Annotated in this window: 15 protein-coding genes, 1 tRNA gene and 2 pseudogenes; 13 read left to right on the top strand and 5 right to left on the bottom strand. The window is 65.4% G+C overall.

Translation table 11 applies throughout. From position 1 onward, the window contains the following. Nucleotides 1-12 precede the first annotated feature (12 nt). Nucleotides 13-1,236 (top strand): DUF1501 domain-containing protein, encoded by a 1,224-nt coding sequence (locus tag ACTJKF_RS07810; protein WP_440622987.1) that lies wholly within the window; start codon nt 13-15, stop codon nt 1,234-1,236. Nucleotides 1,237-1,266: 30 nt separating this feature from the next. Here the strand turns inward: ACTJKF_RS07810 and hpnD are convergent, their stop codons facing one another. Further along, nucleotides 1,267-2,100: a presqualene diphosphate synthase HpnD gene (hpnD, locus tag ACTJKF_RS07805; RefSeq protein WP_440622986.1), complete on the bottom strand. Its 834-nt coding sequence runs from the start codon at nt 2,098-2,100 to the stop codon at nt 1,267-1,269. 238 nt (nt 2,101-2,338) lie between these two features. On the opposite strand from hpnD, the gene ACTJKF_RS07800 reads away from it, so the two are divergent. The 3 genes from ACTJKF_RS07800 (at nt 2,339) to ACTJKF_RS07790 (ending at nt 3,617) form a co-directional block, all read left to right on the top strand. Further along, nucleotides 2,339-2,425: transfer RNA gene (locus ACTJKF_RS07800), tRNA-Leu, on the top strand. A gap of 164 nt (nt 2,426-2,589) precedes the next feature. Further along, nucleotides 2,590-2,910 (top strand): hypothetical protein, encoded by a 321-nt coding sequence (locus ACTJKF_RS07795; RefSeq protein ID WP_440622985.1) that lies wholly within the window; start codon nt 2,590-2,592, stop codon nt 2,908-2,910. Further along, nucleotides 2,898-3,617: a patatin-like phospholipase family protein gene (locus ACTJKF_RS07790; RefSeq protein WP_440623002.1), complete on the top strand. Its 720-nt coding sequence runs from the start codon at nt 2,898-2,900 to the stop codon at nt 3,615-3,617. Before ACTJKF_RS07795 ends, ACTJKF_RS07790 begins: the two co-directional genes overlap by 13 nt. A 21-nt stretch (nt 3,618-3,638) precedes the next feature. Here ACTJKF_RS07790 and ACTJKF_RS07785 read toward each other — a convergent pair whose 3' ends face one another. Beyond that, nucleotides 3,639-5,123, bottom strand: coding sequence for a hypothetical protein (locus tag ACTJKF_RS07785; protein ID WP_440622984.1), 1,485 nt, complete (start codon nt 5,121-5,123; stop codon nt 3,639-3,641). 473 nt (nt 5,124-5,596) lie between these two features. On the opposite strand from ACTJKF_RS07785, the pseudogene ACTJKF_RS07780 reads away from it, so the two are divergent. After that, nucleotides 5,597-5,706: pseudogene (locus ACTJKF_RS07780) on the top strand (Arm DNA-binding domain-containing protein); the annotation flags it as partial. Here the strand turns inward: ACTJKF_RS07780 and ACTJKF_RS07775 are convergent. After that, nucleotides 5,706-5,873: pseudogene (locus ACTJKF_RS07775) on the bottom strand (transposase); the annotation flags it as partial. The pseudogenes ACTJKF_RS07780 and ACTJKF_RS07775 overlap by 1 nt on opposite strands. Nucleotides 5,874-6,553: 680 nt before the next feature. Between ACTJKF_RS07775 and ACTJKF_RS07770 the strand changes: the two are divergent. From ACTJKF_RS07770 to ACTJKF_RS07735, 8 genes are all read left to right on the top strand, one after another. Beyond that, a complete protein-coding gene (locus tag ACTJKF_RS07770; protein ID WP_440622983.1) occupies nt 6,554-7,168 on the top strand; it encodes a GNAT family N-acetyltransferase in 615 nt (204 codons plus the stop codon). 67 nt (nt 7,169-7,235) lie between these two features. Then, nucleotides 7,236-7,577: a DUF6916 family protein gene (locus tag ACTJKF_RS07765; protein ID WP_440622982.1), complete on the top strand. Its 342-nt coding sequence runs from the start codon at nt 7,236-7,238 to the stop codon at nt 7,575-7,577. A 37-nt stretch (nt 7,578-7,614) separates the two neighbouring features. Further along, entirely contained in the window at nt 7,615-8,232 is a 618-nt protein-coding gene (locus tag ACTJKF_RS07760; protein WP_440622981.1) for a phage tail protein, read from the top strand. A gap of 52 nt (nt 8,233-8,284) precedes the next feature. After that, nucleotides 8,285-15,436, top strand: a complete 7,152-nt coding sequence (locus ACTJKF_RS07755; protein ID WP_440622980.1) for a DUF4347 domain-containing protein — start codon at nt 8,285-8,287, stop codon at nt 15,434-15,436. Between the two features lie 53 nt (nt 15,437-15,489). After that, nucleotides 15,490-17,046: a TolC family protein gene (locus tag ACTJKF_RS07750; RefSeq protein WP_440622979.1), complete on the top strand. Its 1,557-nt coding sequence runs from the start codon at nt 15,490-15,492 to the stop codon at nt 17,044-17,046. A gap of 38 nt (nt 17,047-17,084) precedes the next feature. Further along, the gene (locus ACTJKF_RS07745; protein ID WP_440622978.1) at nt 17,085-17,879 is read left to right on the top strand and encodes an efflux RND transporter periplasmic adaptor subunit; all 795 of its coding nucleotides are present in this window, start codon (nt 17,085-17,087) and stop codon (nt 17,877-17,879) included. Nucleotides 17,880-17,886: 7 nt separating this feature from the next. Further along, a complete protein-coding gene (locus ACTJKF_RS07740; protein WP_440622977.1) occupies nt 17,887-19,296 on the top strand; it encodes an efflux RND transporter periplasmic adaptor subunit in 1,410 nt (469 codons plus the stop codon). A 40-nt stretch (nt 19,297-19,336) separates the two neighbouring features. Then, a complete protein-coding gene (locus ACTJKF_RS07735) occupies nt 19,337-21,448 on the top strand; it encodes an HlyD family efflux transporter periplasmic adaptor subunit (RefSeq protein ID WP_440622976.1) in 2,112 nt (703 codons plus the stop codon). Nucleotides 21,449-21,644: 196 nt separating this feature from the next. Here ACTJKF_RS07735 and ACTJKF_RS07730 read toward each other — a convergent pair whose 3' ends face one another. Next, nucleotides 21,645-22,211: a cytochrome b gene (locus tag ACTJKF_RS07730; protein ID WP_440622975.1), complete on the bottom strand. Its 567-nt coding sequence runs from the start codon at nt 22,209-22,211 to the stop codon at nt 21,645-21,647. A 43-nt stretch (nt 22,212-22,254) separates the two neighbouring features. Next, on the bottom strand, nt 22,255-22,629 hold the full coding sequence (locus ACTJKF_RS07725; protein WP_440622974.1) for a cytochrome b562: 375 nt from the start codon (nt 22,627-22,629) through the stop codon (nt 22,255-22,257). Between the last annotated feature and the right edge of the window lie 135 nt (nt 22,630-22,764).

The following is a 22,764-nucleotide window of genomic DNA, read 5'->3' as shown; positions in this document are numbered from 1 at the left end:
AAAGGATGCGTGATGAACCGACGTGACTTTCTGACGCTGACAGGTGCCGCGGCCGCGGCGGGCGTGTCGTTGTGGCAGCCGCCCGCGCAGGCGGCGAGCGTGGCGGCCGGGGCGGGGCAGCAGCCGGCGGCCGGCTACGCGAACGTGCTGATCCTCGTCGAGCTGAAGGGCGGCAACGACGGCCTCAACACGGTGGTGCCGTATGCCGATCCGCTCTACTACCAGTTCCGCCGCGGCATCGGCATCAAGCGCGACCAGGTGCTGCAGCTTGATGCGCAGACTGGGCTGCACCCGTCGCTTGCGCCGCTGATGCCGCTGTGGCGCGACGGGCAGGTCGCGATCGTGCAGGGTGTGGGTTATCCGCAGCCGAACCTGTCGCATTTCCGCTCGATTGAGATCTGGGATACCGCGTCGCGTTCGGACCAGTACCTGCACGAAGGCTGGTTGACGCGCACGTTCGCGCAGGCGCCGGTGCCGCCGGGCTTCGCGGCGGACGGCGTCGTGCTCGGCAGTGCGGAGATGGGACCGCTCGCGAACGGCGCGCGCGCGATCGCGCTCGTCAATCCCGCGCAATTCATCCGCGCGGCGCGCCTGGCCGAACCGTCGTCGCTGCGCGAACGGAACCCGGCGCTCGCGCATATCATCGACGTCGAGAACGACATCGTGAAGGCGGCCGACCGGCTGCGTCCGCGCGGCGGGATGCGCGTGTTCAGGACGGCTTTTCCGGCCGGCACGTTCGGAACGTCGGTGAAGACCGCGATGCAGGTGCTCGCGGCCTGCGACGCGTCGGGGCCGGGTGCACAGGATGGCGTTGCGGTGCTGCGGCTCACGCTCAACGGATTCGACACGCACCAGAACCAGCCGGGACAGCACGCCGCGCTGCTCAAGCAGTTCGCGGAAGGGATGAGTGCGATGCGCGGCGCGTTGATCGAGCTCGGACGCTGGAACCAGGCGCTCGTGATGACGTATGCGGAATTCGGGCGGCGCGTGCGGGAGAACCAGAGCAACGGCACCGATCACGGTACCGCCGCGCCGCATTTCGTGATGGGTGGCCGCGTGGCCGGCGGGATGTACGGTGCGGCGCCCGCACTCGGGCATCTCGACGGCAACGGCAACTTGCCGGTCGCGGTCGATTTTCGTCAGCTCTATGCGACCGTGCTCGGGCCGTTGTGGGGGCTCGATGCGACGAGCGTGCTGCAGCAGCGCTTCGATACGCTGCCGCTGCTGAGGGCGTGATCGACGTGCGTCGTGCGGGGGTCGTCCGGGTCAGCGGCGGCGCGCGGCGCGCCACGCGATCCACAGCTTGCGGATCGGCGTCAGCGCGATGCGCTGGTGCAGTACCTGGAAGCCGTCGCGCTCGATTTCGTCGAGCAGCGCGCCGGCCAGTGCGATCTGCGCACGCAGCGTGCGCTGCGCGCGGCGCTCGGTTGCGGGGATCGCCGCATCGCCGGCGGCGAGCGCTTCGCGCGCGCGGGCCGTCTGAAACTGCAGCAGCTCGGTGAAGGCCGGGCTGTAGCGGCGATTCAGCAAGTCGGCCGCGGTCACGTTGTAGCGTTGCAGTTCGTCGATCGGCAGATAGATGCGGCCGTGGCGTGCATCGTTGCCGAGCTCCTGCACGAATTGCGCGAGCATCAGCGCGCGGCCGGCATCCGCGGCCCACGGTTGCGGGTCGGCCGGATTCGTGGCGCTTGCGCGCGCGACCAGCGACGCGAAGGTGCCGCCGGTCTGTGCGATGTAGCGCTGCAGGTTCGCGAAATCCAGATAGCGCGCCTGTTCGAGATCCATCCCGTATCCGTTGACGAGCGTGCGCAGCGCGTCGGCTTCGGCTGCGATCGTCGGATGGTGTTGCGCGAGCGCCTTCGTGACCGGGTGCGACGGTTCGCCGGCGGCGAGCGCCGCGAGTTCCTTGTGCCACCACGCGAGCTTAGTGTGTCCGACGGTCGGATCGCTGGTTTCCTTGACGGTTTCCTCGAGTTCGCGGCGCAGCGCGAACAGGGCCGTCAGGCGCGGTTCGGCGGCGAGCGGCGCCTGGCGCAGCGCGTAGTAGACGCTGGAGCCCGCGGGGGCGGCCTTTTGCTGGCAGTAGTCGTCGAAATTCACGGGTGGGATCGTGGCGGAGGCGGGTTCGGGGGTGCGCGCCGGCGCATGGCCGACACGTCGAGCGCGGCATTCTAGCACCGCTCTTCGGCGGGCGCCGGCGGGGCGAGACAACGTCGACGAGATCGGGTAGAATCTCGCGCTCGCCTGATCGGGTGTGCCGGTTTTCGGGCCGGCATGAAGTCCCGGGCGCGCGTGGAGAACGCATCTTGCGTACCGCGCGATCAGGCGACGGAAATACGCGTGAGTGGCGAAATTGGTAGACGCACCAGGTTTAGGTCCTGACGCCCGCAAGGGTGTGCCGGTTCGAGTCCGGCCTCACGCACCAACTGCCGTTTTAAGTGATGTGACGCACTGTGACCGATAGGTCAAAGTCAAACAACACAAAGACTTGAATGGGCGCTCCTGTGGATTTATACAGGAGCATCTATTACATGGCGTCCCACTTTCATACAATGGAGTCCCCATCTTCTCCCCGCGGGACTCCCCACGATGGCCTCCATCACTCCCCACGAAGACGGCTGGCGCGTCCAGATCTCCGTCCAGGACCAGCGCGATTCAAAGGTTCTCCGCACGAAGCGTGAAGCGAACGCGTGGGCGGCGGCGCGTGAGCATGAAATTCGAGATCGCATGGGAAGGCCTCAGGCCGAATTGCATACGCTCGCTGAGGCACTGCTGAAATATTCCGAAGACGTATCCACGAAGAAGGACGGCACGAAGTGGGAACAGAACCGCATCGAGGCGTTCGTTAGGGATTTTCCCCAGTATTCGTCTCGACCACTTGCTAGCGCCGATACACGATCGTCGAGCTAGCCCGCACGTCCGGCCGTTCGATCATCGCGGCCCTGTTCGCCAGCGGCATGCCGCTCGACGTCATGCGTCAGCTCCTGATGGAGCTCGACTGGTCGCGCATGATGGGGTTCTCGCCGTGGGCACTCATTCGGCACCAGGCACTGTGCTCGGGCGACGCGCTGCTGCAGTACCTGACGAAGGTGACGAACGGCAAGACCTTCGCGCAGCTCGACGTCGACCTGAAGGTGATCGCGGCGAACCTGCTGACCGAGCGCGAGTTCCAGTTCTCGAAGTCGTCGACGCCCGATGTCCCGATCGCACTAGCGGCGCGCGCAAGCGCATCGATCCCGATCGTATTCGCGCCGGTCGCGGTAGCAGGTGGCCTGATGGTCGACGGTGGGACATGCGACAACATGCCGGTGAGCGACCTAACGGTCGACAGCGTGCCGCGTGTCGGGATCTACTTGGTGTCCGATGACGATCCTCTGCCGCCCGGATCATACGGGCTGCCGACGCTCGCGCCGCGCATCATCGACCTGATGCTCGCAGCGTGCGAGGCGACGCACGTCGCACTCGACACGATCAAAGGTGCGATGATCGTGCGCGTTCCGACTTGGTACGCCAGCTCGTTCGACCGACATATGGCAGTCGCGACGCGGGAGCGGCTGTACGACGACGGGTACAAGGTGACGGCGGCGGCGCTTGCCAAGGGGCCGACGCGTTCGTGAGCACCGCACGTTCCGATGCAATCACGGCCCGTCGCGCACAAATACTACTGCTACCTCATCCGCATGGATGCGCCGCCATCCGGGCAGTGTCTCAACCATTCTTGCGGCAGCACTCTTGGTGGCGAGCAGCGCCCAGCGGATCTGGTACTTCACCACGAGCCTTTCGAACGCGGCGCGATCCGGCCGCACGGCGTTTAGATACGCAGACATGAAGGGATCGCCGTACATATCGGCACGACCGTCGACGAACGGCCTAACGTGCCTGAAGATCAGATAGCCGCCGAAGTCGTAGTTGTTGAATCCAGGTGCCTTCAGCAGGCCTGCCGGCAGCGCCGCGAGCGCAGTAACGGGCGATACTGGGCCGTTACCGCGCACGATTGGAATCGCGAAGCGCAGCACGGTTAGCAATGTCGCGCAGGCCAGCACGATGGCCATGTCGTACCTCGGCCGCCGACGAGCAGTTGAGGCTTCCTGCGTGCCGCCGAACGCGCGACCGAGCGGCTCGGCGAGCACTGCGGTCCCGACAATGCCGGCCAGTATCTCGTGACGGCTGTGCCGAAATGCTAGATATAGCAGCACGGCAATGATCAGCAGGCGCGGCACCGACATCCGCACGCGCCGCGCCACGACGACGTATAGCAGTCCGGCGAGCGCCGGCTCAATCGGGTGAAGCACATGCAGATCAAGCGGTCGCCATTCCGAGATGCTGGCGATTACCTTCATGTTGATGAGCTGGAATGGGTAAAGCAGTCCGTGCCAGCCGTGCGGGGTGAGCAGTGCTGTCGCAAGTGCAGCGGCGAAGAAAAGGGTCCAACTGCGTGCAACATGCGGCGCGTCGTGCTTTGCATCGATGAACGCGTCGATGGCGATCGGTGCGATAAGTGCGAGACCAAAGATAAAACTGGCGTGCATGTTCGCCCAGATTAGCATCATCGGGAGCAGGCGCAGCGGTGGAGGGGCGCGCCTTTCCTGCGCTGACAACATGCCGATTATCCATATCACAAGGACCGGCATCGCGAGCATATGCGGCCGCGCCAGCATGCCGGAGATGATGCACATCGCGCCGGCGGTCAGCGTGACCGCAGCTGCAAACAGACGCATATGATGCGCGAGGTATCGCGCGAGGCAGCCGACGGTCGTCGCGGTCGCGACACTGAACAGAACGACGACGCCGTTCCAGCCGCCCGCACGGTATGCGAGCGCCATCAGCGCTTCGGAGAGCCACTCGTGTGCAATCCACGGCTGGCCGGCCATCGTGAACGAAAATGGGTCAACATGCGGTACGGAGCGGTGCTCGAGGATCCACTCGCCCGCCGCGATGTGCCAGTAAGTGTCTGGATCGTGCAGTACGGTGGGCGTGAATAGCGCTACGCCGTATCCAATTAGCGCAGCGACGAGCGGAAAGGGCAGCAACCGCCAGATTGGGATGGCTTGCGCGGATGAAAATATGCCAAGAAGCGCGGCAGCGCCGCGCAATCTCTCTAGGCTGCGATTAGTCGTTCCCATCGTCACTCCCCGTCCGCTTTGTTTTTCAGATGCGTGGCCCGAGTTATATGGGTAAACCGCGCCGGGCTCAATGTCCCATAGGGAAAGCCATTACCCTTCAGGCTGCCATCGTCTAGACTCTTCCCGCGAGCAACGGGAGGCGCGATGGATGCGAATCGGATTGACTGGAAGCAAGCGCCGAAGCGAGCGCGCGAGCAGGGGGGGGGCGGTTCGAGTCTCGCCGGGATTTTCTAACTTTCTCCCCATTTATCTCGCACGAATGCTCGTGGGCCGCGCCATATAAGGACGTTCGAGTCCGGCCTCACGCACCAACTCAAGTTCCGGTTTGTTCCCGGGAACGCTTGAAACCCGCGATAGCTCAAGGCTTCGCGGGTTTTTTCATTCTGCGATGTTCCGGTCATTACCGGTTGAAGCTGGGGCAACATTGGGGACAACATGGAAGTGCGTCCCGTCCCAGTCATGGAGTTGCCCCCATGCCGCTGACCGATACCGCTATCAAGAATGCCAAGCCTGCCGCGAAGCCTACGCGCTTGTTCGACGGTCGCGGCTTGTACCTGGAATTTCTCCTGCTGGCGGGAAGTGGCGGAGCCGCTTGACGTCAGCGGCCTCCAGGCCGCCGAAGTGCTGTCGCCAGTTGTAGATCGTCTGCTCGCTGATTCCGTGCTTCTTCGCGACCTCGGCGACTGGCGCCTTGTCCGCTTCGCGCAGGATCGTCACCATCTGTTCGTCGGTAACCCGGCTCTTCTTCATGACCTCCTTTCTCCGGTGGAAGCCATTCTCTCAAGTTTCAGATGGCCCGAAAATTCCAGGGCAGGTCAATATCCCGGGCACCCATCGTGGACAGCGAAAACAATCCCTGCGATGTGATTCGAAACACCGACTTCGGGCGACTCGGTGCATGTCGATATTGCACCTGAAAAAATGAATTCGCGCCGTGCATGCCCGGCGGTGTGACTGGCGAATCGGCGCTGCACTCGAGACGGGCGATTAACGAAAATTAATTGATTTTCATTAAACTTCCATTGATGCGACGAAAGCGCGACGCCACGTCGTCTTGCCGGCGAACATTGAGTACGAACGAGAGGGTGAGCACGACGCGCGGCGTTCAGGCGCGCATCCGCAGGCCGCGGCGCTGAGCCTCAGCGCGGGACATCAAAAATGCATGCGTTATCGCGGCGAATTTCCTGAAACAGGGGTTTGCTGTGGAGCGATTCGACCTGCAGCCGATAAATCAATGATTTTTCGCGGCAAACACGCGAATGTCGATCAGGGTATGTGCGGACGTATATGGAGGGTCACGTGGTTGCGAGTACCTATTGTCTAGACTAACATCCTCCTCGCATCGGTCGGTTTAATCAGTTTAAATCGGACGACCGTGGCGTAACGCGTGCCAATCCGTTGTTTTGACTTTGTAAGGGAATGAATCTCCCATGGCCGAGAAGAGCCTCGGAGTCGCCGTCGACGGTTTGATGCATCGTGCCGACGTGGCAGGCGATCGGCTGTATCTGCGGCCTGCGCAGGAAAGCGACCGTGCATTTCTGCGCACCGTATTCGAAAGCACGCGGATCGACGAGTTCGTGCAAGCCGGGTTGAGCGCGGATCGCATCGCTGTATTGCTGGTCGAGCAGTTTTCGATGCAGGACAAGTATTACCGAGCACACTATCCGCATTGCCGGTTCGATGTGGTCATGCTCGGAGAGCATGCGATCGGTCGGCTCTATCACGATTGGCGGGGCAGCGAAGTGCGCATGATCGATATCGCGCTGCTGCCCGCGCATCGCGGGGCAGGGGTCGGCACGCGGCTCGTGCAGGCAATCGTATCGCAAGCAGCCGCCTGCGCAATGCCGGTCGTGCTCTACGTGGAAATGAACAACCCGGTGCGGGCGCTGTATCGGCGATGTGGATTCGAGCAGACCGGCGAGAACGGGATCTACCTGCAGATGACGCGCCCCGCCGCGCCGTTCGACCGGGCAAACGTGAGGCCCGTGCCTGGCCTCGCGATCGAAGGCGCGCAGGCCGCGAGCAGTACGGACATCAGGCAGTAGCAACGAAAGACCGCGACCGGCCGTGCCGGCTACCGGTACAACGAACAAACAACGATCGGGGGCGTGCTTGCTGTCCATCCCTACCCATGCCGAATTGCTCGATGCGATCGGGCAACGGTTCACGTTTGGCGCCAGCGGCGGCGAGCCGGTCGACGCTGTACTCCTCGATGCACCGTCCGGCCTCCCGTTGAACGACCAGTTCGTCTGCTACTCGGCAACGTTCGCGTTGCCCAGCGGTGTGCATCGTCCGCAGGACGTTTATCGCATCGTATCTCCGGCCGGCCATGCGTGGGCGCTGCTCGCGACACCGACGCGACCCACCGAGAACGGATGCTCGACACTCACCGTCGTCGTGCACTGTCGTACCGATCAACTTGCCGGGGCCGCCGGCCCGCGCAGCGACGCGTAGGGTTTTTCTTCTTTTCCCGCAAGAGAGGAGGCGTGTGATGAGTGATCCGTATCTGGGTGAAATCCGCATGGTGGGGTTCAACTTTGCTCCCTACGGATGGGCATTGTGCCAGGGCGAGGTGTTGGCGATTTCCCAAAACCAGGCGCTGTTCTCGTTGCTTGGCACGTACTACGGCGGTAACGGCACGACGACGTTTCAGTTGCCGGATTTGCGCAGCCGCACGCCAGTCGGTGTTGGACAGGGGCTGGGATTGTCCGCGGTCGAGATAGGCCAGATCGGCGGCACCGAAGGCGCATCGCTGACGACGCAGAACATGCCGCTCCATACGCACGTCGCGACGGTGTCGACCCCCGGCGCCGCGCAGGGATCGATCTCGATCCCCGCGTCGACTTCGACGAACACGAGCACGCAAAGCGCGGTGCCCGGCAATACGTCGGTGCTGGGACCGGTCAGCGTGTCGAATCGCCAGGGCGAACTCTATAGCACGGTGGCCGCCGATACGACGCTGAAGCCGTTCGACGTGACCTTGCCGGTTACGGCGCCGACGATTCAGAACAGCCCGGCTGGCGGCAGTACGCCGTTCTCGCTGCGCAACCCGTATGTCGGCATCAATTTCATCATTGCACTGACCGGTGTCTTCCCGTCGCGGGGGTAATCGGTAAAGTGCGCGTGCCGCATGAGCGGCACGCAATCAAGGACATCGAGCGATGAAATTCGCCGCCAGCCTCCTGAAGCTTTTCGCCGCGATGCGCGCGTCCGACCCGCGTCCGGGTAATCGGACCGTCGCGCTTCCGGCGCCGCTTATCGTCGCGCTCGAACCGCGCATCGTCTACGACGGGTCGGTTGCCGCGATGGGCGCCGTTGCCGTTGCCGCCGCGCATCCAGCCGGCGCCGACGCGCACGCGGCCAATGCGTCGCCCGACGCAGCTTCGGCGGCCGGTGCACAAGGCGGCACTCGCGCTGCCGACGGCTCGGCTCCATCGCCCGCGGCGCACGGCGACACGCCGGCCGCGGTAGCCGGCACGGGAGCCGTCCACACGACCGAATCGGCTGCGATGCGCGCGGTGCACGGGCTTGCGCAAGTGGACGGCGCGCAACCGACGGACCATCAGGTGGTGTTCGTCAACTCGAACGTGACCGACTATCAAACGCTCGTCGCGGGGTTGCCGCCGGGCACGCAAGTCATCGTGCTGGATGCGACGAAGGACGGGCTCGCGCAAATCGAGCAGTATCTGCAGGCGCATCCCGGCATGAGCGCGATCCATCTCGTCTCGCATGGGTCGGATGGCGAAGTGCAGATTGGCAGTACCTGGCTCGACCGGGCCGATCTGTCGGCCTACGGTGCGCAGCTCGCGCAAATCGGCGCGGCGATGAAGCCGGGCGGCGACTTTCTGATTTACGGATGCGATGTGGCCCAGAATGCGGACGGCAAGGCATTCGTGCAGCAGATCGCCACGTTGACCGGATTGAACGTGGCGGCGTCGACCGACGTCACGGGTGCGGCGTCGCTTGGTGGCAACTGGACACTCGAATACGACGTCGGCGACGTGCATGCCGGTGTGGTCTTCTCGACATCGGCGGAGCAGAACTACGATCACGTGTTATCCGTCTTTGACGAGACGTATGACAGTCACGTCGGATTCGACACCGGCTCGACGGCTGTCGCGTCCACCACGCTCGATGGTCTGGTCTATACGGGCGATCAATCGGTCGAGTATTCCGTAGTCAGTGGGTCGCTTCCCGCGAGCGGCTCCGGCGGCGAGTTCGTCGTGAACGTGCAGGGCACGCAGATGTCGTCGCTGACGATCCAGCGGCAAGACGGCGCATTGATGGCGGTACAGAGCTTCGACATCGATATCTTCCTGAGCTCGAAAGTGACGGTCCAGGCACTCGATTCGTCCGGCAACATTCTCGGCAGCGTCGTGCTCGATATTGCCAACAATGGCACCAGCTCCGTGTTTCACGTCGACTTGTCCGGAAATGCGGCGTTCTCCCAGGTCAAGAGCATCAAGCTGGTGGAGTCGAGCAACGACGGCGGCTTCCTGTCGCCGACGCTCGACAACTTCGCCTACCTCGCGCCATCGTCACCGCCGGTGCTTAACGCCACGGGCGGCACCACGTCATTCGTGGCCGGCGACAACACGGCGTCGACGCCGGTGGCCGTCGACACGGGAATTACGCTGACGGACGGCAATTCGACTACGGCGGTGAGCGCTACCGTGGCGATCACGGGGAACCTGCATTCGACCGAAGACATCCTCGGCTTCACGAATACGAGCGCCGCCACGTACGGCAACATTTCGTCGACGTACAACGCGATCACCGGCGTGCTGACGCTGACGTCGTCGGGCGGCACGGCGAGCATCGCGCAATGGCAGGCCGCGCTGCGTGCGGTCACGTACACCGATACGGCCGTGACGCCCAATTCCGCCACCCGAACGGTCAGCTTCGAGATCACGAGCGACGGCCATACGTCGGGCAACACCGTGACGAAGGCGATTTCGGTGACCGACACCGACCAGACGCCAATCGTTGCATCGAGCGGCGGCACGGCGACCTATCGCCCAGGCGCCGCGGCCGTGACGATTGATGGCGGTATTTCGGTGAGCGACAGCGACAACACGACGCAAGCATCGGGCACGGTATCGGTATCGGGTGGGTTCCACAGTGGCGACACGCTCGGCTTCACGAACACCGACTCGGCACTGTTCGGCAATATCGTTGCATCGTTCAACGCCGCGACGGGCGTCATGACGCTCACGTCGGCAGGTGCGACCGCCACCGATACGCAGTGGGCCCACGCGTTGTCGGCGGTCACGTTCTCGAGTACGAGCACGACGCTCGGCAATCGCACGATCTCGTTCGCGACGAGCGACGGCTCGAAAACGAGCGTCGCCGCGACTGACACGGTCAGCGTCGTGAGTTCGGCCCAAGTCACGACAGATTCCGGATCGGCGGCATTCGTCGCTGGGGACAACGTGCTGTCGACGCCGGTGCCGATCGATTCGGGCCTGACGGTGACCGACACTGCGACCGGCACGCTCGCGTCCGCGACGGTGGCCATCACCGGCGGATTCCACGGCGGCGAGGACGTTCTGTCCTTCGTCAATGACGGTGCGGCGATGGGCAACATCACCGCGTCGTACAACGCGGCTACAGGTGTATTGACGCTGACGTCCGCGAGTGCATCGGCGACGCTCGCCCAATGGCAGGCCGCGTTGCGTTCGGTCACGTATACCGACACGCTGGTGACGCCGGACGCGACGACACGCACGGTCAGCTTTACCGTGGTCGACAGCGTGAGCAATACGAGCAATACGGCTACGCGCACCGTGACGGTGACGGACACGGATCAGACGCCGATCGTCACGACGACGGGCGGTACGACGAGCTACGTGGGCAACGCACCGGCCGTGACGATCGATGGCGGCATTTCGGTCAGCGATCTCGACAACCCGACGCAAGCGTCGGGCACGGTGGTCGTCACGGCCGGATTCCACAGCGGCGATACGCTTGGCTTCGTGAACACGAACTCGGCGCTGTTCGGCAACATCGGTGCGTCGTACAACTCGGCGACGGGCGTGATGACGCTCGTTTCCTCGGGCGCGACGGCCACCGACGTGCAGTGGAAGAACGCACTGTCGGCGGTGACGTTTTCGAGCACGAGCACGACTTATGGCAACCGGACGATTTCGTTCTCGACGAACGATGGCGTGAAGACGAGCATCGCGGCGACCGATACGATCGCGATGACCGCGCCGCCGAAGATCACGACTGATGCGGGCTCGGCTTCGTTCGTCGCGGGGGACAACACGGCATCGACACCGGTGGCGGTCGATTCGGGTCTGTCGGTGACCGACGGCAGTGCTGCCACGCTGACGTCGGCAACGGTTGCGATCGCCGGCAACTTCCACGGCGGCGAAGACGTGCTGGCGTTCGCCAACGATGGCTCGACGATGGGCAACATCACCGCGTCGTACAACGCATCGACGGGTGTGTTGACGCTATCCTCGGTCGGCGCGACAGCGACGCTCGCCCAGTGGCAGGCCGCGCTGCAATCGGTAACCTACACCGATACCGCCGTCACGCCGAACCCCGCAACGCGCACGGTCAGCTTCACGGCGCTCGACGGTGCAGGCAATGCGAGCGCCACGGCCGCGCGCACGATCACGGTCACCGACACCGACCAGACGCCAATCGTGACGTCGACGAGCGGCACGACGAACTACGTCGGCGGGACGTCGGCCGTGACGATCGATGGCGGGATGTCGGTGAGCGATCTCGACAACACGACGCAATCGTCCGGAACCGTGTCGGTGACGGCGGGCTTCCACAGCGGCGACACGCTGACGTTCATTAACTCGAACTCGACGACCTACGGCAACATCGTCGGTTCGTACAACGCCGCGACCGGCGTGCTGACCCTCACGTCGTCGGGCGCGACTGCAACCGATGCGCAATGGGCCAGTGCACTGAGTGCAGTGACGTTCTCGGCGAGCTCGGGCGCGGCGCCGGGCAACCGCACGATTGCGTTCACGACCGACGACGGCATCAAGACGAGTGCGGCGGCGCTGCATACCGTAAGCGTGCTCGGCCCGCCGACGATTACCGCCGATTCCGGCTCGGCATCGTTCGTGGAGGCCGACAACACGGTGTCGACGCCGGTGGCGGTCGACCCGGGCATCGGGCTGAGCGACGGGGTCTCGGCGACACTGGCATCGGCCACGGTCGCGATCACGGGCAGCTTCCACAGCGCGGAGGACGTGCTCGCGTTCGTCAATGCGAACTCGACGACGTACGGGAACATAACCGCGTCCTACAACGCGGCAACCGGCGTGCTGACGCTGAGTTCGGCCGGCGCAACGGCCACGCTCGCACAATGGCAGAGCGCGCTTCAGTCCGTGACATACACGGATACCGCGGTCACGCCGAACACGGCGACGCGCACAATCAGCTTCACGGCAGTCGACACGGGCAGCTATACGAGCAATACGGCGGTGCGTACGGTCACGGTCACCGCAACGGATCAATCGCCGGTGCTGGCGACCACGGGCGGGACCCGCTACGTCGGCGGCACGTCTGCCGTGACGATCGACGGCGGGATGTCGGTGAGCGACCTCGACAATTCGACGCAGTCGGCGGGGACGGTATCGATCTCCGGAGGCTTCCACAGCGGCGACACGCTCGGTTTCACGAACACGAGCGCGACGCTGTTCGGCAACATCGTCGCATCGTATGACGCGGCGACGGGCGTGCTGACGATGACGTCCGCCGGGGCAGTCGCTTCGAACGCGCAGTGGTCGCGTGCGCTATCTGCCGTGACTTACTCGAGTACGAGTACGGTGTACGGCAATCGCACGATTTCGATTGCGGTGAGCGACGGTACCAAGACCAGCGCCACGGCAACCGATACGGTGGCCATGACGGCGCCGCCGCAGATCACGACCGATGCGGGCTCGGCCGCGTTCGTGGAAGGGGACAATACGGCGTCCACGCCGGTGGCGATCGATCCAGGCCTGACGCTGAGCGACGGGAGCAGCGCCACGCTGGCGTCGGCAACGGTTGCGATCACCGGCAGCTTCCACAGCGGCGAAGACGTGCTGGCGTTCGTCAACGACGGCTCGACGATGGGCAACATCGTGGGCGCGTACAACGCGACGACAGGCGTACTGACGCTGAGTTCGGCCGGCGCCACAGCCACGCTCGCGCAATGGCAGAGCGCGCTGCAGGCGGTCGCGTACACCGACACGGCCGTCATCCCGAACACGGCGACGCGTACCGTCGGCTTCACCGTTATCGACGGCGGCGGCAATGCCAGCGCCACGGCGACGCGCACGGTGACGGTGACGGCGACCGACCAGACGCCGATCGTGACGATGCCCGGCGGCACCGCGTCGTACGTGACCGGTGCGTCGGCAACGATCGTGAATTCGGGCGTGAGCGTGATCGATCTCGACAATTCGACGCAGTCGTCCGCCACGGTCGCGATTACGGGCGGTTTCCGTTCGGGCGAGGACGTGCTGGCGTTGACGAATGGCGCCGCGGGCGCATTCGGCAACATTTCCGCGTCGTACGACTCGGCCACTGGCGTGTTGACGCTTTCCTCCGCAGGCGCGACGGCGACCGACGCGCAGTGGGCGCGCGCGTTGTCGAACGTGACGTTCGCGACCAGCGGCACGCACTTCGGAGATCGTACGATCGCGTTCCAGACGAACGACGGTATGAAGACGAGTGCATCGGCAACGACCACCGTGACCGTGATGGACCGGCCACACGTCGACACCGGCGCGGGTTCCGCTTCCTTCGTCGCCGGCGACAATGCGCCGTCGGTGCCGGTCGCGGTGTCTCCGGGCCTTGCATTGAGCGACGGCAGCAGCGCGGTGCTGAGCTCGGCGACGGTGGCGCTCACGGGCGGCTTTCATCCGGGCGAAGACGTGCTCGCATTCCGCAACGACGGTGCGACGATGGGCAACATTACGGCCAGCTATGACGCGGGCACGGGCGTAATGACGCTGACGTCCGCCGGCAGTACGGCGACGCTCGCGCAGTGGCAGGCGGCGCTCGCATCGGTCACCTATACCGACACGGCGGTTACGCCGGACACCACGGCACGCGTCGTCAGCTTCACGGTGACCGACGGCAACGGCACGGCCAGCGATGTACAAACGTGCAGCGTGACGGTGGCCGATACCGATCAGACACCGCGCCTGAGCGTCGACGGCAATGCGACCTATGTCGCGCAGGCATTCAATCCGGTGCCGGTGGCGGTCGCGCCACAGGTCGCGCTGAGCGATCGCGACGACACCACGCTGGCGTCGGCCCAGGTATCGATCGGCAGCGGTTTCGATGCGGCGCACGATACGCTGTCGTTTGCCGCCAGCGCGGCGACGGGAGATATCGGCGGGCGCTACGATGCGGCCACCGGGGTGCTGACGCTCACCTCCGCCAGCGGCAAGGCGACGCTCGCGCAATGGACCGCCGCGCTGCAATCGGTCAAGTATGCTGATTCCGCGCTCAACGCGGCGGGCAGCCGCACGGTCACGTTCACCGTGAGTGACGGCATGAAGACCAGCGCCCCCGCTTCGACCACGGTGACGATCGTCACGGGGCCGTCCGGCGGTGTACCAAACGTGCGCGAGCAGCCGACGATCATCGCGTCGCCCGGCCCGGCATCGCCTGCAGCGTTCGCGGGTTCGGACAACACCGCGCCGCCGGATGTGCTGCAGGAGCTTGAAGAGCCGCCCCGGATCGGATCGGTGCCGGTGGTACCGACCATCACGTTCCAGGATCCGGCGGCGCCGCGAGACGCGTACCAGATCAATCGCACCACGGTGTCGCGCTTCGATTTCGCAGCGCTCGACGCGGCCCTTGCCGCGACGCCGCTTGACGCACCGCTGCCGTTGCCCGGCATGTCGTTCTCGATCGCGACGGACGAACCGTTCTCGATCGACGTGGCGACGCTGCTGCCGCCGTCGGAGGCGATGCACGGAGGCGCGCAAGTCACGGTACGGCTCGCGGACGGTCGTTCGCTGCCGGGCTGGATCCGCTACGACGCAGCCCATGGCGTGTTGCGCGGCAAGCTGCCGCCCGGCACGCAGGAGGTCCACGTCTTTATCCAGACGCGCGACGCGTCCGGCCATGCGACCCGCCGCGAGATCGTGCTGGCTCCCCATGCGCACGGTGACGCGCATCGCGCCGCTCACCCGGCCGGGCCCGAACATGCTGCCGGGGCGATGGCCGGGCCGACGACCGCGCATGTGGCACGGCCGTCCGGCAAGCTGTCGCTCGATCAGCAGTTTGCGCAGGCGCGTGCCGCGTTGCATGTGCCGCATCCCGGCGACGCGGTGCGTCGCCTATGAATTCCCGTCATGCGCCGATAACCATGAGATCACACACGTCCGTTGCCGAAGCGATGCCTTTGCCTGTCCTTGCTTCGCGCGCCGCGCCCGGCCGCCGTTCGACGCGCCTGCCGTGCTTGTCGCTGATCGCCGTCTCGGCAGCCGTGGTCTGGCTGTCGGGCTGCGCGATTCACCCGACACCGTTTACGGACGCGGAGCGCGTGCAGACCGTGCGTGAGGACCGCGCCGCGATGTTCGCGAATCAGCCGCCGCTGGCCGGCCCCGTCACGCTGCAGGAGGCCTTGGCGCGAGCGATCCGCTACAACCTCGACCATCGGCTGAAAATGATGGAAGAGGCGCTCGCGGAAAAGCAGCTCGATCTCGCGAACTTCGAGATGTTGCCGCGCCTGACCGCCCAGGCCGGCTACACGACGCGCAATCATCCGCTCGCATCGTCGTCGCAGGGGCTCTTCACAAACACGCAGGTCGTGCCGCCGTCGTACTCGACGGACAAGAACGATCGCACGGCCGATCTGTCGTTCTCGTGGAACCTGCTGGATTTCGGCGTCAGCTACTTCGAGGCGAAAGAGCAGGCCGATCGCGTACTCGTCGTCGAACAACGCCGGCGCAAGGTGGTGCAACTGATGATGCAGCAGGTGCGCGAGGCGTACTGGCAGGCCGTTGGCGCGCAGCGTATGGCGTCGCGCGTCGGCCCGCTGCTTGCGCAGGCCGGACAGGCGCTCGACGCGTCGCGCCAGTCGCAGCTCGAAGGCTTGCGCTCGCCGCTCGATACGCTTGCCTATCAGCATGCGCTGCTCGACATCATGCGCCAGCTCGAAGCCGTGCGCGACCAGCTCGACGAAGCCAAGCCGCGCCTCGCGTCGCTGATGAACATCGCGCCCGGTACGGATTTCCTGCTCGCGGCGCCCGGAAGTTTCACGGTGCCGAGCTTCGACATGCCGATGGCGCGCATGGAAGAGACGGCGCTCGAACGGCGTCCGGAACTCGTCGAGGCAAGCTACAACGAACGCATCAGCGTCAACGAGACGCACAAGGCGATCGCCAAGCTGCTGCCGGGCATCGAGCTGCAACTGGGCGCGCATTACGACAGCAACAGCTTCCTCGTCTATCACGCGTGGCGCGCGGCCGGCATCAACGTGAGCTGGAACCTGCTGAACGTGCTCAATGCGAAGAACATTCGCGGTGCGGCCAAGGCGCAGCTCGACGTCGCACATGCGCAGCGCCTCGCACTGTCGATGGCCGTCCTGACGCAAGTGCACGTCGCGCGCGCGGAGCTGAGCGCCAGACAGCGCCAGTTCGATCTGTTCAAGCAGATCAACGACGTGGACGCCCAGATTCTGCAGCACACGCACAACGCGACGATCGCGAACGCGCAAGGCCGGCTCGAGGAGATTCGCGCGGCAACCTCCGCAATGATGTCGGAACTCCGGCTGTATCAGAGCTACGGCGAACTCGAAAGCGCATACGGCCAGCTGCTCGCGACGCTCGGGCTCGATCCCGTGCCGTCTTTTACGCGTGATGCGGATTTGAAATCGATCGAACAATCGATCGACACGGAACAGGCGCGCTGGGCGCAATTCGGCCACGCGGACGGAGTAACGACGCAATGAATCGATGGTGCAGGGCAGGGCTATGCAGTGCCATCCTGATGGCGGCCGCCGATGGCGCATGGGCGGCCGGGACGCCGGGCGGCGCGGGGGTGCAGCGTGCCGTGGCAGCGCCGGGCGCATTCCCCGGTGTGCCGGCGGTGGTGCCATCCGTGACGCATGCCGACGACGACGGCCGGATTCGCGTCCAGCTCGTCGCTCGCGATCAGGTCGATATCTCGAGCGAGATCAGTGCGAAGATCGCATCGCTGCCGTTTCGCGACGGCGATGCATTCCGCGCAGGGCAGACGCTCGTCTCGCTCGATTGCGCTCTCTACGCGGCGCAACTGCGCAAGGCTCAAGCAGAGGCGGAAGCGGCGGGGCAACTGAAGCGCGTCGACGACCGGCTGCTGGAACTGCATTCGATTGGGGCGGTCGACGTCGAGCAGGCCAACGCAAAGGCGAAAGCCGGGGCGGCCGAGGTCGCGTATATGCGGGCAACGGTGGGCAAGTGCAGGATCGCCGCGCCGTTCGACGGACGGGTGGTCAAGCGCAGCGCGTCGGCTCAGCAGTTCGCCGAGCCCGGCAAGCCGATTCTCACCATCGTCGACACCGGCCACCTGGAACTCAAGATGATCGTGCCGTCGAAATGGCTCGCGTGGCTCAAGCCGGACCATCCGTTGAGTGTCTCCGTCGACGAGGTCGGCAAGACGTATCCGGCCAGCGTCGCGCGAATCGGCGCGCGTGTCGACCCCGTCACGCAGACGGTCGATGTGACGGCCGCGCTGTCCGGCCGCCCGCCCGAGCTGCTGCCCGGCATGAGCGGCTGGGCGAGGTTCGCCGGCGCTGCCCGCTGATCGCACGATGAACGCCCCGCTGCAGATCGACGCGCATGCGATCGCCGTTCTCTGGCAGTTGTCCGCGCGCGCGCGCGAGGCGCCGAGCGAGGAGACGCTCGGCTTCGTCATGGTCAATGAATCGCTGTCGTTGGTGCCGTATCGCCAGGCGGCCTGGTGGCGGGCGCCGGAGCCCGTGCCGGGCGCGGTTGCGGCGATATCGGGCTTGCCGCACAGCGATCCAGGCACGCCGTACGTGCAATGGCTCGGGGAAGTGTGCCGCGTGCTCGAACGCCAGTCGCGGCAAGCGGCGACGCCGGTACAACCGCCGAGCGCGACAGTTGCCGGCGACGAGGCAGGCGCGTCCGCATTGCCGCACGCGTTTGACGCAAGCAGCCTGCCGGCGACGCTCGCGGCGGACTGGGCCGCCTGGTGGCCGGCGCACGCGCTGTGGGTGCCGCTCATCGATCGGGCCGGCCGTTCGTCAGGCGGTGTCGCGCTTGTGCGCGAGCAGCCATGGACGCCGCTTGAGCAAGCGCTGCTCGCGGAACTTGCCCGTGTCTGGGCCCATGCGCTTTCTGCGTTCGGGCCGAGGGCATCATGGCTCGCGCGCGTGCAACTCGCGCTGCGCGCCGGCAAGCATCGGCGCCGCGCGCTCGCGGCTGTCGCCGTCGCGCTGGTCGTGCCGGTTCCGTTGACAGTGCTTGCACCTGCTGAAGTCACGCCGAAGGATCCGTTCGTCGTGCGGGCCCCGCTCGACGGCGTCATCGATCATCTGTTCGCGCAGCCGAATCAACGGGTCGCCGCAGGGGCGCCCTTGTTTGCGCTCGACTCGACGGCGCTCGCATCGCGCTATTCGCTCGCGAACAAGAACTACGCGACGGCCCAGGAGGAGTACCGCCAGACCGCCCAGCTGGCGGTGACCGACGACAAGGACCGGCTCGACATGGCATTGCGCAAGGGCAAACTCGACCAGAGCGCGGTCGAGCTCGACTACACGGCGCGCGAGCTCGCGCGCGTGAGCGTAACGGCGGCGCGCGCGGGTGTGGCCGTGTTCTCGGATCCGAACGACTGGAACGGGAAGGCGGTGTCGATCGGCGAGAGGGTGATGTTGCTCGCGGATCCCGCACACGTCGAACTCACGGCGTATGTGCCCGTCGCCGACAACGTCGACGTCGTGCCCGGCGCGACCGTGACCCTATATCCGAAGAGTTCACCGCTCGACGCGTACGATGCGCGCATCGATACCGTGGCGTACCGCGCCGAGCCGACGCCCGATGGCGTCGTCGCCTACCGCGTGAAAGCGACGTTCGCGGGCACGGCACGGCCGCCGCTCGGCATGATGGGCACCGCACGCATTCATGGTCGCTGGGTGCCGCTTGCTTATTACCTGCTGCGCCGGCCGCTCGCGACGGCGCGGCAGTGGCTCGGCTGGTAGCCCGCGCGTGGCCGCCGCTTTCACCGGATCTGGCGCATCGATGTCAAGTCTTCCGCCTCTTCGCCAGGAGCTGACGTTGACGCGTGGCGCCTCCACGCTGGGCGGCGCGCCGACCTGGATGCTGCACGACCCGGCGGCTCACCGGTTCTTTCAGATCGGCTGGCCGGCGTTCGAAATGCTCTCACGCTGGTCGCTGGGCGACGCGCAGGCGATCGTCGCGTCGGTTAACGCGGAAACGACGCTGCGCGTGACGATCGACGATTTCGAATCGCTCGTGCGCACGCTGCATCATCAGCACCTGTTCGTCGCGTCGAGCGCGGCCGATACGGGCCGGCTTGCGGGTGCGGCGGCAGCGAGCCGGCTTTCGCATGCGATGTGGCTGCTCAAGCATTACCTGATGATTCGCGTACCGCTGTGGCGGCCGATGCCGTTCCTGCGGCGCTTCGCCCGCCATGCGGACTTCGCGTACCGGCCTGCGTTCTGGGGCGTGGTTGCGCTCGTGGCTCTCGCGGGCCTGGTCCTGGTGTCGCGCCGCTGGGACGAGTTCGTTCATACGTTCCATGGCTATGCCGACCTGCGCGGACTGGTCGCGATCGGCATCGCGATCGGCTGTGCCAAGGTCCTGCACGAGTTTGGACATGCATTTACCGCGTATCGGTACGGCTGTCGCGTGCCGACGATGGGGATCGCGTTGCTCGTGATGGTGCCGGTGCTCTATACGGATACGACCGAAGCATGGAAAGTACCGGGTCGCGCCGAGCGATTGCGAATCGGCGCGGCCGGCATGCTGATCGAACTGGTGCTGGCCGCGTTCGCGACGCTGGCCTGGAGCGTGCTACCCGACGGACCGCTGCGTGCCGGTGCGTTTCTGCTGGCGACGACGACCTGGATCGGCACGCTGACGATCAACGCCAGCCCGTTCATGCGCTTCGATGGCTATTTCCTGCTCTCGGACTGGCTCGACATGCCGAACCTGCACGATCGCGCGTTCGCGTTCGGCCGCTGGTGGATGCGCGAGCGGCTGTTCGGTTTCGGCGATCCGCAGCCCGAGCCCTGCGCACCGCGCCGCCGGCGTTTCCTGATCGCGTTCTCGTTTGCGACGTGGCTTTACAGGCTCGTCGTGTTCTTCTCGATCGCGCTCGTCGTTTATCACACGTTTTTCAAAGCGCTCGGGTTGGTCCTGTTCGGCGTCGAGTTCGGCTGGTTCATCGCGCGGCCGATCGTCCGCGAGAGCATTGCTTGTTGGCAGCGTCGATCGGCGCTGCGGTGGTGCCGCGAAACCCGGCGCACCGCCGTCCTCGGCGTGGCGGCGATCGCGCTGCTCGTGTTGCCCTGGTATGGCGGGATCGGCGCGCCTGCCGTGGTCGGCCCGCTGCGCGCGCAGGGACTCTACGTGCCCGAGCCTGCCTATGTGACGGCCGATGCGCCGATTGCCCGCGATGGCCAGCACGTGCACGCGGGCGACGTGCTGGCCGTGTTTGCGTCGCCCGACCTTGCGCATCGGCTACAGGCGGCACGGGTTGCCGATGCGCTGCTGCGCTGGCAGCTTGAGCAGCAGCCGTTCGACTCGCGGCTGCTCGAACAGGGCGTCGCGTTAAAGCGCCGCTCGGACGCGGCGCATGAAACCGTTGCCGGGCTCGCGGCACAAGTTGCGCAATTGACGCTGCGCGCGCCGTTCGACGGCGTCGTGCAAACCGACGACACACTTGCGCCGGGCACCTGGCTGCCACGCGGCGAGCATGCGTTCGACGTCGTCGGGCCGGCCGGCGTGAAGGGCGAAGCATTCGTCAGCGAAGCGGATGCGGCGCGCATCGCGGCCGGCGATCGCGTCAGCTTCGTGGCATCGTTACCCGAATTCGACACACTGGACTGTCGGGTCAGTGCCATCGATCGCGTCAATGTCGCCACGCTCGACGCGCCGGCGCTGGCAAGCATTTACGGTGGTCCGCTGCCCGTGCAGCTTCAGCCGGGCACGCATAAGCTCGTGCCGCTTGCAGCGACCTATCGCGTGCGGATCGGAGATTGTCCGACAAACGTGGCGTGGCCGCGCGAGATCGTCGGCACAGCGACGATCGGCGGCGCGCGGCAAAGCTTCGCATGGCGCATGCTCGCGTGGCTGACGTCGGTGCTCGTGCGCGAGAGCGGTGCATAGGCAGGCATGGCGACATCGAGAATCGCGCGACACGCCGGGGCGGCAGAGTCAACCGGCATTGCGTCGTACGGGGCGATCAAGAACGTGTATCGCACGGAATTCGGTATCCGATCGCGAGCGCTTCGATGTATTCTGGCGCCATTCGTCAGACCTGAGGCGTCCACCCGTAACGCGTTGCGTGATCTCGTGCCCGCGCTTAATTCCGGTCGCCGGACGGAATCCTCGGCCGGGCGACGCGCGCCGGCAACGGCAGAATGCGCGGCAACACGTTCTCGGATTTGAGAAGCTTGTGTGCGAGCGCGCCTAGCACGTGCAAGCCAACCAGCGCGGCCAGTCCGTAAGCCGTCAGCGCGTGCAGTTCTCCCAGCCAGTGTGACAGCTCGTGGCTCTTGGGCACGAGGGTCGGCAGCGAGAAGAGTCCGAAGCAGCTGGCCGTGTGCCCAGCCGCATTCGTCTTCATCCATCCGAGCACGGGAATGACGAGCATCAGCACGTAGAGCAGCCCGTGGGCGCTGCGCTCCACAAAACGGCTCAGCGTGCCGGCCGGATTGATCGACGGCGGCAGCCGGCGCCGCATGCGCAGCCGGTTGACGATCCGGATCGCCACGAGCCCGAGGATGGCGATTCCGACCGACTTGTGCAGGCTGACGAGGTCTTCGTTGTCGTCCAGCAGCAAACCGACGATCAGGTTGCCGATCAGCGCGACCGCCAGCAGCCAGTGCAGCAGGCTGATCGACAGCGGGTAACGGGTAACGTTTTTCATGACGGGAATACCTGTCCAGTAGCAAAGGCGTGGCCGGCCGCGGTTAGCCGAGCAGGTCGTGATAGCGCTTTTTCGTGCCGTTGATCTGTCGCAACGCCTGCTTGGCGGCTGGCAGATCGTTGGCCTGAATCGCACGGTCGACGGCGGTCAGTTCGTCGCGCAATTTGCCCATGCCTTCGTCGTAGGTCGACTGGTCGTCGCGATACCGCTGGCGGCTCGCCTGCTGGGCATCGTTTTCGAGCCGGGTCACATACCCCTTCATCTCCGGAATCGTCCGGCTGCTCATCGCACCTTGCATCGCGTGCTTCATGTCCCTCATCAGCGTCTTGATCTCGCCGGCGCAAGCCGGCGCGGCAGCCACGGAAAGCAGCACGCTCAGCGCTGCGCAGAAACGGAGTCGGAACGACAGGCGGTTCATGGTCATCGATTCGGTTGCAAAGGTCGGTGATCGCGACCTTAGGGGGCCGACGTTAACGGATTCTTAAGGGCCGGATTTTTCCGCGCGCGGCTTGATGGCTGCCCGTGCCTGCGGGTATCGTGCGGCAAGGGACGG

It is taken from the genome of Burkholderia sp. 22313, assembly GCF_052045245.1.
Taxonomy (GTDB): domain Bacteria; phylum Pseudomonadota; class Gammaproteobacteria; order Burkholderiales; family Burkholderiaceae; genus Burkholderia.
This window is presented reverse-complemented; position numbering and strand designations above follow the sequence as displayed.